At 70.8% G+C, this 8,712-nt stretch carries 12 protein-coding genes; 7 read left to right on the top strand and 5 right to left on the bottom strand.

The window, feature by feature from the left end:
- The coding region (locus tag ACLN58_RS13710) for a MinD/ParA family ATP-binding protein (protein WP_415855818.1) at positions 1–762 on the top strand (762 nt) is incomplete at its 5' end.
- A 157-nt stretch (positions 763–919) separates the two neighbouring features.
- Here the strand turns inward: ACLN58_RS13710 and ACLN58_RS13705 are convergent.
- On the bottom strand, positions 920–1,402 hold the full coding sequence (locus tag ACLN58_RS13705; RefSeq protein ID WP_415855817.1) for a hypothetical protein: 483 nt from the start codon (positions 1,400–1,402) through the stop codon (positions 920–922).
- A gap of 173 nt (positions 1,403–1,575) precedes the next feature.
- On the opposite strand from ACLN58_RS13705, the gene ACLN58_RS13700 reads away from it, so the two are divergent.
- Positions 1,576–2,661, top strand: coding sequence for an LLM class flavin-dependent oxidoreductase (locus tag ACLN58_RS13700; RefSeq protein ID WP_415855816.1), 1,086 nt, complete (start codon positions 1,576–1,578; stop codon positions 2,659–2,661).
- Positions 2,662–2,694: 33 nt separating this feature from the next.
- Here ACLN58_RS13700 and ACLN58_RS13695 read toward each other — a convergent pair whose 3' ends face one another.
- From ACLN58_RS13695 to ACLN58_RS13680, 4 genes are read right to left on the bottom strand one after another with little or no spacing between them, the layout of a single operon-like run.
- Complete coding sequence (locus ACLN58_RS13695) at positions 2,695–3,309, bottom strand: hypothetical protein (protein ID WP_415855815.1); 615 nt, start codon at positions 3,307–3,309, stop codon at positions 2,695–2,697.
- A complete protein-coding gene (locus tag ACLN58_RS13690) occupies positions 3,309–3,875 on the bottom strand; it encodes a TerD family protein (protein WP_415855814.1) in 567 nt (188 codons plus the stop codon). The genes ACLN58_RS13695 and ACLN58_RS13690 overlap by 1 nt, the downstream gene beginning before the upstream one ends.
- Complete coding sequence (locus tag ACLN58_RS13685) at positions 3,872–4,444, bottom strand: hypothetical protein (protein WP_415855813.1); 573 nt, start codon at positions 4,442–4,444, stop codon at positions 3,872–3,874. Before ACLN58_RS13685 ends, ACLN58_RS13690 begins: the two co-directional genes overlap by 4 nt.
- A 43-nt stretch (positions 4,445–4,487) precedes the next feature.
- Positions 4,488–5,099 (bottom strand): TetR/AcrR family transcriptional regulator, encoded by a 612-nt coding sequence (locus ACLN58_RS13680; RefSeq protein WP_415855812.1) that lies wholly within the window; start codon positions 5,097–5,099, stop codon positions 4,488–4,490.
- Positions 5,100–5,204: 105 nt separating this feature from the next.
- On the opposite strand from ACLN58_RS13680, the gene ACLN58_RS13675 reads away from it, so the two are divergent.
- From ACLN58_RS13675 to ACLN58_RS13655, 5 genes are all read left to right on the top strand, one after another.
- A complete protein-coding gene (locus ACLN58_RS13675; protein WP_415855811.1) occupies positions 5,205–6,713 on the top strand; it encodes a DHA2 family efflux MFS transporter permease subunit in 1,509 nt (502 codons plus the stop codon).
- 58 nt (positions 6,714–6,771) lie between these two features.
- The gene (locus ACLN58_RS13670; RefSeq protein WP_415855810.1) at positions 6,772–7,221 is read left to right on the top strand and encodes a MarR family winged helix-turn-helix transcriptional regulator; all 450 of its coding nucleotides are present in this window, start codon (positions 6,772–6,774) and stop codon (positions 7,219–7,221) included.
- A 91-nt stretch (positions 7,222–7,312) separates the two neighbouring features.
- Positions 7,313–7,888 (top strand): isochorismatase family protein, encoded by a 576-nt coding sequence (locus ACLN58_RS13665; RefSeq protein ID WP_415855809.1) that lies wholly within the window; start codon positions 7,313–7,315, stop codon positions 7,886–7,888.
- Positions 7,885–8,088 (top strand): hypothetical protein, encoded by a 204-nt coding sequence (locus ACLN58_RS13660; RefSeq protein ID WP_415855808.1) that lies wholly within the window; start codon positions 7,885–7,887, stop codon positions 8,086–8,088. Before ACLN58_RS13665 ends, ACLN58_RS13660 begins: the two co-directional genes overlap by 4 nt.
- 38 nt (positions 8,089–8,126) lie before the next feature.
- The coding region (locus tag ACLN58_RS13655) for a hypothetical protein (protein WP_415855807.1) at positions 8,127–8,712 on the top strand (586 nt) is incomplete at its 3' end.

Raw genomic sequence — 8,712 nt, 5'->3', positions numbered from 1 at the left:
TTCGTGAACCTCAAGGGCGGCGCGTCCAAGACGACCACGTGCTACCTCACGGCCGCGACGCTCGGCCGGGTCCGCGGCGGGAACGTGCTCGCGTGGGACAACAACGAGAACAAGGGCACGCTCGGCGATCGCGCGCTCTCCGCGGGCCACGACCACACCGCGATCGACCTGCTCGCGAACATCGATCGCTTCATGAATCCCGCGAACGCGCACGAACTCGTCAACTTCGTGCGGGCCCAGGGCGAGAACAAGTTCCACGTGCTCGCGTCGCAGAACCAGGCCGGGGACAAGGAGGTCATCGACGGGGGCGCGTTCGTGCGGCTCCACACGGTGCTCCGGCAGTTCTACCACCTCGCGCTCGTGGACACGGGCAACGCGTCGACGGCCGCGACGTGGCAGGCCGCGGTCGAGATCGCGGACGAGATCGTGCTCGTCTCCATGAACAAGGAAGACTCCTCGAAGACCCTCGCGGCGACCGTGGACACGCTCATCGAGATGGGCTTCGCGGACAAGCTCAGCCGCGGGGTGCTGCTCGTGACCCAGCCCCCCGTCCCGTCGAAGAACCGCAAGACGCGCCTTGCGGCCAACGGGGAGCGCCTCCATCGCATCCGCGAGCACTTCGGGCACTACGTGCGGAAGATCGTCGTCGCCCCCTACGACGAGGCGCTCGACGACGGCGCGGACATCATCTTCGAGAACCTGGCCCCCGCGACCCAGGAGGCGTACCTCGAGGCCACCGCGTCGATCATCGACGGGCTGTGAACCCAGTCAGGGACTGACGCACTCCGTTGTGGGGTCGCCGACGCCCGGTTGTGGGGTCGCTGTTAGAACGAGGACCCCGCAACCGGGCCGGACGGGACCCCGCAACGCGCGGAGTCCCGTCCGGGGCGATCGAGCAGGAGGCCCAGTTGCTGGGCGGTCAGCCGGCCTTGACGAGCGGCTGGGTCCCCGTGAACGGGCCGGTGCGATCGGAGTAGGCGAGCGTGAGCGTGGCCTTGTCGGTGGCAGCCTTGGCGCGAGCCGCGGGGGCCTTCTCCGACTCGGACTTCGCGGCCTCGCGGAGGCGCTTCGCGGCGGCGGAGGCGGCCTCGGAGGACTTCGCCGAGGCGGCAACCTCTGCGGCCTCGGTCTTGGCGGCGGCGAGGATCGCGTCCGCCTTGGCGACCACGGCGTTGCGCACGTGCTCAGACGCGCTGCTCTGCGCCTCCACCGTCTCCGGGCGGTAGACGAAGACCTTCGCACCGAGCTTGACGGTGAGCTTGGCGATCGAGATGGCGAGCTGGGCGACGCCTGCCACGAGCATCGTGCCGACCAAAGAGACGATCACGATCAGCAGCAGGAGGCCGCCGATCACGAGCGTGCCGGTGTACACGAGGTTCGTCACGAGAAGTCCGTCGTTCACGCCATCTCCCATCCCCAGAGATTGTCGAGAGAAACGTCCGGAGTCTGCGAGTCGACCCGAACACACCCCATTGTTCCGCACGTCCAGAGGTGCAGTTCAACCACGTGACGGTGATGTTGTGGAAAAGCAATGGAGACGTTATCGAACGTGACAGACCGCAGGAATTGGTAGTGATGCACGCCACATTTTCGCCCTCGGGGAACAAGGTCGCGGGGCCCGAGGTTGGCGCACGTGTGACTGCGCTCTCCGTTCTCGACCTCGTCCCCGTCGTCCAGGGCTCGGACGTGTCCGGCGCCTTCGCGAGCGCGACGCGTCTCGCCCAGATTGTCGAGGAAGCCGGCTACGAGCGGCTCTGGTATGCCGAGCACCACAACACCGAGGCGCACGCCTCCAACGCGACGGCCCTGCTCATCGCGAACGCGGCCGCGAACACCTCGACCCTTCGCGTCGGCTCGGGCGGGGTCATGCTCCCGAACCATGCGCCGCTCGCGGTCGCGGAGGCCTTCGGGACGCTCGCGAACCTGTACGGCCCGCGCATCGACCTGGGCCTCGGGCGCGCACCTGGCACCGATCCGCGGACCGCCGCGGTTTTGCGGCGCGGCGCGAGGGACGACGACGAACAGCACTTCGCGCGCAGCATCCGCCTCCTCGCGTGGTACTTCGGCGAACAGGAGGATGACGCGGAATCGGTCCAGCTCTCCTACGTAGTGCACGCCGCCGTGGCCCGCGGCACGAACGTGCCGCTCTGGGTCCTCGGAAGCTCGACGGCGGGCGCGGCCATCGCGGGCCAGCTCGGCCTCCCGTACGCGGCCGCGAGCCACTTCGCGCCGTTCCAGCTCAGCGAGGCGATCTGGACGTACCGGCAGTCGTTCAACCCCTCCGCGCCCACGGCCCAGATCTCCGAGCCGTACGTCATGGCGGGCGCGAACCTCATGGTCGCCCCGACACGCGAGGAGGCCGAATACCTCTTCACGTCGCACCAGCAGATGTTCCTCGCGATCCGCCGGGGCCAGCGCGGGCCTATCCGGCCGCCCGTGCGCGAGATGGACTGGGCGCCGCACGAGGAGGAGATGGCCACGTCCGCCCTCCGCGTCTCGGCCGTCGGCACGCCCTCCGAAGCCGCCGAGTTCCTGCGGACGTTCGCGGCCTCCTATGGGGTCGACGAGGTGATCCTCACGGGCTACGCGCACGATCCCGCGCTGCGCGAGCGCAGCTTCCGGCTGCTCGCCGAAGAGTGGGGCCGGGTCCCGGTGGGTTAGGCGGCGGTCAGCCTTCGGGGTCGCCGTTCCGGGTTAGCGGCGGCCGAGGCCGATCGTCATCGAGAAGCCGAACTCGCGCCAGATCTGGCCGTCGTCCCAGCCGTCGGGCACGGACTCCGCGCGTAGCTCCAGTACCGAGCCGACGCGCGTGAGCGTGAGGACCGTGCGGCGCCCCTCGCCGAGCGAACCCGCGACGGCGGCCGCGGCGCCGTCGAACGTCTGCACCGTGAGCGGGCCGCCGCCCGCGATGAACAGGACGCGCCGCAGCTGCCGCACGTGCCGCAGCGCCACGACGACGTCCCGGTTGACGTAGCCCACGAGGGGCCGACCGCCTGACGTCGGCACGACCGTTCCGATCTGTTCGCGGTGCACGCTCTGCGCGCCGGTCACGTGGGCGGCGTCCTCCCAGGCCGCTCCGCGAGCGCCCGTGACGAACAGCGAGCCGATCGCGGACTGGCGCGGGTTGAGGCGGACGACGGCGTCACGCGGCGAGAGCGCCCGCGTTCCGAAGCCGGGGGCTGGGTAGAGGCGCGACTCGGGCGGGAAGTCGGGCGCCGGGGCGCCGGCAGGCCGCTCAAGGGTGAGGCCGTCGTCGGGCCTGATGCGGCGAGTGAGGTACGGGACGTCGACGGGGTGCTGATCCGCCATCACACGTCCAGCCCGAACTCAGCGCCGACGCCGGCGAGCCCGTTCTCGTACCCCCGGCCCAGCGCACGGAAGGCCCAGCCGCCCGCGTCGCGGAAGAGCTCGCCGAACAGCACTGCCTTCGCCGTCCCGGGCTTGGCCGGCGGGGTGTCGAAGCGCACGAGCTCGGTTCCGTCCGGGCGGGTCACGCGGATGTACGCGTCGTGGACGGTCCCGAACGTGCCCGGGCCCCGGACCTCGGGGTCGACGTACGTGACGAACGCGATGCGCGTGACGTCCTCGGGAACCGCGCCGAAGTCGACGTCGATCTGCTCTGCGTCCGAGCGCTTCGTCCCCTCGGCGAGGGAGAACGCGATGCCGGGGGACGCCGTCGTCAGTTGATTGAAGAACACGAGGTGCTCGGGGGTGAGCGCTCGGCCGTCCTCGCCGCACACAATCGCGAGGGCAACAGGTTCGGCGAGCGGTCCCGCGCCGGGCTCGACGGTCCAGCCCATGCCGACCATGACGCCCGCGAGCCCCGGATCGCCCGCCGTGAGCGCGAGGGTCCCTCCCTCGGGAAAAGCGCTCATAGGGAGCCGCCCTTCTGGGGCTCGGACTTCTGGGTTCCGGTCTTCTGGGGCTCTGCCGTTGGGAGCTGGCCCTGGATGCGGACGCCGTCGACGTCGAACTTGTCGCGCAGGAAGCGGCCGTGCGCGCTGAGCTCGGCGATCGCGCCGATGCGCACCTGGTGGTCGAGGTCGCGCACCGTCGCGTGGAGGATGTCGAGCTGCTCCAAAAGCTTCTCGGTCTCGGGGGTGCCCTCGGCCTGCGTCTCGGGTGGGAGGGCCTTGTAGACGCGCAGCGACGTGGGGAGGTAGTCGGAGGCGATCGCGTGGAGGAGGACGCGCTGCTCCGTTGACGCGCCGTGCTCCGCGATGTAATCGATGAGGAGCCGCAGCACGTCGTCGATCTGGCGCATGTGCGAGGACGCGAGCGTGGGCAAGAGGCCGCCCGCGCGGCGGATCGAGCTGCGGAGTTCGGCGAGGGCGGCGCGCGTCTCTTCGAGCTCCTCGGCCTGGGTGCGGGGGAGCTCGTCGTCGACGATCCGCTCGGGTTCCCGCCCGCCGCCGAAGAGCGAGCCGAAGAACTTCGACACCATGGACTCACCATAGCGGGTTTGCCGGGGGCCCTCGGCGGGCCGATCAGTACGGTTCGTCCGCCGTGGGCAGAACGTCCTTGTAGACGTCGAAGCTGCACGGGAACGCGACGCCGAACATCGTGTCGATCTCGGGGTCCACGCCGTGCGAATCCCCGAGCCGGAGCGCGACGATCGTGTTGATGAGCATGCCGCCCGCGAAGAAGTCGCGGGACTCCTGCTCGGACATCCCGGCCTCGTCCCGCACGAGCTGCCAGATGCGCAGGAAGCACGCGCGGGCCTCGGGCCCGATCACGGGATCGCCGCCGAGCAGGAACGCCTGCATGAGCACCTGGTGCAGGCCACGCTCGGCGATGAGCCCCACGTAGGCCATGCCCATGCGCTCGCGCCGCTCGTCGCCGTCGGGCCCGGGGATCGCGGCGCGGAATGCCTCCGCGAGCACGCGCGAGGCCCGATCGAGGACGGCGAGGAAGAGCTTCTCCTTCGTGCCGAACATGCGCACCACGTAGGGCTGGCTCACGCCGGCGGCCTTCGCGACGAGGTCCGTCGTGGTCCCGCCGTAGCCGTTGGCGGCGAACACCGCGGTCGCGTCGCGGAGGATCAGCTCGCGCCGCTCCGCCGCGGGCATCCGGGTCCGGGGAGCCTCGTCGGTTTCCATGCTTGACATGTTATCAGATGATTACTTAGGCTTTTAGTAATCGATCGATTACTTATCGCCATCCCCTCGCTCGAAGTCCCATCGCCGCGTCCACAAGGAGTCGTCATGGTCTCCCTCAATTCCCGCCCCACCCGCGCTGCCGGCCCGACCGGTCCCACCGGCCCTGCCCGCCTTCGCTCCGCGCGCCCCGTGTGGGCCGTCGTTGCGGCCGCATCCCTGCCCATGTTCATGGCCACCCTCGACAACCTCGTGGTCACCAACGCCCTGCCCACGATCCGCGCGAGCCTGGGCGCCTCGATCGACGAGCTCCAGTGGGTGGTCAACGCCTACACGCTCGCGTTCGCGGGCGCGATCCTCCTCGCGGCCGGCCTCGGCGACCGCCTGGGCCGGCGCACGGTCTTCCTCGCCGGAACCGCGCTCTTCACCGTGTCTTCCGCGCTCGCCGCCCTGAGCTCGGACCCCGGGCAGCTCATTGCGGCCCGCGCGCTCCAGGGGATCGGCGGCGCCGCAATCGTCCCGCTCTCCCTTGCGCTCATCACGGGCGCCGTGTCGCTCGAGAAGCGCGGCATCGCGATCGGCATCTGGGGCGGCGTGTCCGGCCTCGGCGTCGCCGTGGGGCCGCTCGTGGGCGGCCTCGTGCTGGGCGCCTGGCCGTGGGAGGCGATCTTCTGGATCAACGTCCCGACGGGCGTGCTCGCCGTCGCCTTCGCACGGCTCGTGTTCCCGAACGCGAGGGGCGAGCGCGAGGCCCTCGACGTCTTCGGCGCCGTGCTCGGGAGCGGCGCTACGGTGGCCCTCGTCTACGGGATCATGCGCGGCGGGTCGATCGGTTGGGGCGCGGGCGAGACCATCGCGTGGCTCGTCGCGGCCGGACTGCTCCTGGCCCTGTTCCTCGGTTGGCAGCTGCGCGCGAAGTCCCCGCTCCTGCCGCTGCGCCTCTTCCGGGACCGGCCGTTCACGGCGTCGAACGTTCTCGGGTTCGGCATGAGCTTCGGGATGTTCGGGGCGATCTTCATCCTCATCCAGTTCCTCCAGCTCGTGCAGGGAGACACGGCCCTCGAGGCGGCATGGAAGACCGCGCCGTGGACGCTCGCGCCCATGGTCGTCGCGCCGACGGCAGGGCTGTTCCTCTCGCGGATCGGCGCCCGCCCGCCGATCGCCGCCGGACTCGTCCTGCAGGCCACTGCCCTCGGCTGGATCGCGCTCGTCCTGACCCGCACGGTCGACTACGCGACCCTCGTGCCGCCCTTCCTCCTCGCGGGCATCGGGATGGGCCTCGTGTTCGCCCCGCTCTCGACGGCGCTTCTCGCGACGCTGACCGAACGTGACCACGCGAAGGCGAGCGGCGCCAACGCGACGCTCCGAGAGGTCGGCGTGGCCCTCGGCATTGCGGTCTCGACCACCCTGTTCACCACGTGGGGCGGGACCCTCACCCCGACGGGCTTCGTCGACGCGGCTCGGGCCGTGGTCGCGGTGTCCGCCGCGGTTCTCGCGGTCACGGCCGCGGCCTCGGTGGCCGTTCCGGGAAGCGCCGGCAAGGTCGCCCGGGAGCGGGCGGTTGAAGAGGCCCGGGTCCAGGATGCCGGGGTTCAGGGCGCCGGGGTCGAAGTCTGAGCTCAGGAACATATGAAGGAAACTGTACAGATTCCTTCATATATGGTCTGATGGGGGCATGACCACAGAGCAGGGCATCGGCTCGCAGGCCGCGAGCGTCGCGGCCGAGCTCCGCGGGATCCTCAGGCGGCTCAACCGCCGGCTCCGCCAGCAGGCCGACTTCGGCGACCTGACGCGCTCGCAGCTCAACGTGCTCTCGCGCCTCGAGCGCGAGGGCCCGGGCACGGTGAGCGAGCTGGCCCGCGCCGAGGGCGTGCGCCCCCAGTCCATGGGGGCCACGGTCGTGTCGCTTGAGGTGTCCGGATTGGTACGCCGCGACCCGGACCCCACGGACGGCCGCAAGACCGTCATCTCGCTGACCGGTGCCGCGCGGGACACCATCGCGACGAGCCGCAGCATCCGCCAGGACTGGCTCCAGCGGGTGCTCTCGCGCGAGCTCGACTCAGCCGAGCTTGACCGCGTGAACGAGGCGATCGCCCTGCTCTCCCGGATCGCCGACGCCGACTGACGCCGGCGCTGGCTGGCGCTGGCGCTGCGGCAGGTCTTTCGCAAGCCGCCGAACTTTCTCGCTCTCCCAGCCGCCCTAAACAAGGAGCCCCATGCCTATCTCCGCGATCGACCCCCAGGCCGCCCTCGTTGTCATCGACCTCCAGAACGGGATCGTCAACCGGCCTCAGGAGGAGTCCGAGGCGCCGCGGATCGCCGACGTCGTCGCGCGCTCGAAGGCGCTCGCCGAGGCCTTTCGCGCGAAGGGGCTCCCCGTGGTGCTCGTCAACGTGGCTGGCGCGCCCGCGGGCCGCACGGAAACCCCGCGCCGCCTTCCCGCGGACGTCCCGGCCGAGTACTTCGCGATCGTCGACGGGCTCAACACGTCCGCCGACGATCTGCTCGTCACGAAGCGCAGCGTCGGCGCGTTCGCCACGACGGATCTCGACGCGATCCTCCGCGAGCGCGGCGTGACGCAGATCGTGCTCACGGGCATCGCGACGAGCATCGGAGTCGAATCCACGGCCCGCAACGCCCACGACCTCGGCTACAACGTGGCCCTCGCCGTCGACGCGATGACGGACCTGACGCCCGCCGGGCACGAGCACGCCGTCACCGCAGTCTTCCCGCGCCTCGGTGAAATCGGAACCACGGAGGACGTCCTCGCGCTGCTCTCCGAGCGGGCGTGAGCCCGGCTCAGTGCATCATCCTCCTCGCGGCGGGATTCGAGGGCGCGTTCGCGCCGTCGTTCGGGTTCTTGCTCGTCGTGTTCGGTGCCCGCGCCACCGACCCTGGGTTCCACGCGCTCGCGTGGGTTCTCGCCGGAATCGGCGCCGCTGTGCTCCTCATGGCGCTCGCGGACCAGCGGATTCTGAGCGTGGCCGCCTGAGGCGCTCCATCGGGCCACGGGTGGCGTAACCTCGTGGCATGCCCAAGAGCCGCACCCGCAAGCCCAAGGGAAAGTCAACGAACCCTGCGGACCGGCAGCGCCGGCGCATTGGGGTCCTCGTCGACGCCCTCGCCCACGACTACGCGGTCTGGGCCGCCGGCACCGCCGCGGAGGAGGAGCCCGACCCCGCGGCGCAGGCGGACTTCACGGCGTTTGCTCTCGGGCAGCTCGACAGCGTCAAGTACTTCCTGTTCCTGCTCGGCGCGGGCGACGGCCCCGCCGCGAGCCTTCGCATCGACCCGCGCTCTGTCCCCGACGCGCTGGACGAGTTCCTCGACACGGACGACGTCGACGACCTCCGCTACCTCGTCGGGACACTTATCGACTGGGTCACCTTCCTCGAGGAGACCCAGCGCTGGGACGGCAGCGCCGAGGACCTCGCCGAGGTGAGCGAGCTGCTCGACGCCGAGGCCGAGTCCGTGGGCGGGATCGTCGACGCGAGCCCCGACATGGCGGTGCCGCGCCGCGAACCGACCGAGGAGGAGTCGCTCGCCTTCGCGACCGCGGCGCCCCTTGTGCTGAACGCGCGCGCCCTCCTCGACTGGGTCGGCGAGGGCCGCCCCG

The organism is Sinomonas sp. G460-2 (assembly GCF_047759905.1).
Taxonomy (GTDB): domain Bacteria; phylum Actinomycetota; class Actinomycetes; order Actinomycetales; family Micrococcaceae; genus Sinomonas.
This window is presented reverse-complemented; position numbering and strand designations above follow the sequence as displayed.

Bases quoted from the DNA above. Each gene is read 5' to 3' on its own strand.
- ACLN58_RS13670 (WP_415855810.1), top strand. From the start codon at position 6,772: ATGACCACAGAGCAGGGCATCGGCTCGCAGGCCGCGAGCGTCGCGGCC.
- ACLN58_RS13695 (WP_415855815.1), bottom strand. From the start codon at position 3,309: ATGGCGGATCAGCACCCCGTCGACGTCCCGTACCTCACTCGCCGCATC.
- ACLN58_RS13675 (WP_415855811.1), top strand. From the start codon at position 5,205: ATGGTCTCCCTCAATTCCCGCCCCACCCGCGCTGCCGGCCCGACCGGT.
- ACLN58_RS13685 (WP_415855813.1), bottom strand. From the start codon at position 4,444: ATGGTGTCGAAGTTCTTCGGCTCGCTCTTCGGCGGCGGGCGGGAACCC.
- ACLN58_RS13700 (WP_415855816.1), top strand. From the start codon at position 1,576: ATGCACGCCACATTTTCGCCCTCGGGGAACAAGGTCGCGGGGCCCGAG.
- ACLN58_RS13690 (WP_415855814.1), bottom strand. From the start codon at position 3,875: ATGAGCGCTTTTCCCGAGGGAGGGACCCTCGCGCTCACGGCGGGCGAT.
- ACLN58_RS13680 (WP_415855812.1), bottom strand. From the start codon at position 5,099: ATGGAAACCGACGAGGCTCCCCGGACCCGGATGCCCGCGGCGGAGCGG.
- ACLN58_RS13665 (WP_415855809.1), top strand. From the start codon at position 7,313: ATGCCTATCTCCGCGATCGACCCCCAGGCCGCCCTCGTTGTCATCGAC.